Source organism: Thermus tenuipuniceus, from assembly GCF_002964845.1.
Lineage (GTDB): Bacteria > Deinococcota > Deinococci > Deinococcales > Thermaceae > Thermus > Thermus tenuipuniceus.
Map to the genome: position 1 here is coordinate 1 of NZ_KZ672980.1, position 995 is coordinate 995.

Here is a 995-nt window from a genome sequence, read left to right on the forward strand (position 1 = left end):
GGGTGGTGCGGGATAGCCGCCTCTACCCGGATGGCTCCGGACAGACCTCCTCGCCGGGTACCTACACCTTCGCCCACTGGTACCGTCCGGGCACCCTGGGGACTGTTACCCTCTTCCTCTCCACCCCGCCCACCCCCCGCTACACCTACCAGGTGCGGGTGGACCTGGACTGCGATGGGGTCTTCGGTCCTGGGGAAGACTGGGCTCCCTTCCCCTACACCTTTGCCGTAGGTAGTGCCTGGCCCAGGGAGGCTGACGGCAGCCTCAAAGCCTGCCAGGTGGAGGTGCGGGCCTTGGTGCCTGCTGGGGAGCCCATGGGCTCCATGGATATTGCCTTGGTGAAGGCAGAGCTGGCTTGGGCTAACCGCCCAGGCGTCCGGGAGGCGGACACCCTCACGGACACCCTGCAGGTGGTGGGGGGTGAGGTGCGTTTGGAGAAGCGGGTGCGGAACGTGACCCAGAATACGCCCTTTGCCGCCATGGGGCAGGGACGTCCTGGGGAGGTGCTGGAATACTGCATCGCCTACCGGAACCTGGGCACTCATCCGGTGAGCGCCTTCGTCCTCACGGACCCGCTGCCTTACTTCACAGACCCGGTGCTTGCGGTGGGGGACTACGGGGGGAAGGCCATTCGCTGGACCCATGGCGGGAGCACCCTTTACCTAACTGCCGCTTCGGATGGCGATGAGGGGGAGGTGGCTGGGGGCGTGGTGCGGGTGCAGGTGGGAACGGTGGCTCCTGGAGGATCGGGAGAGGTGTGCTACCGGGTGCAGATACGCTAAGTGCCCCCCCGCGGCGNCACCTGGGCCTGGGCCGGACCACCCTGCCACACGGGAGGGTTGAGGGGTTGCGGAGGGCGGTGGAGGAAACTTTGAAGGAGTTGCGGGAGCACTTGGAGGGGGAAGTGGGGCAAGATCTATGCGCGGACACCTAAGAGGCTGTCGTAAAAGTCTCCCACCTCACCTTACGCGGCCCTCGCCAGCCGCTTCACCAGC

1 pseudogene is annotated in these 995 nt (G+C 66.4%); it reads left to right on the plus strand.

Annotated features, from left to right (window positions below):
* Positions 1-782, plus strand: a pseudogene (locus tag C2847_RS06050) (DUF11 domain-containing protein); the annotation flags it as partial.
* Positions 783-995: the final 213 nt, after the last annotated feature.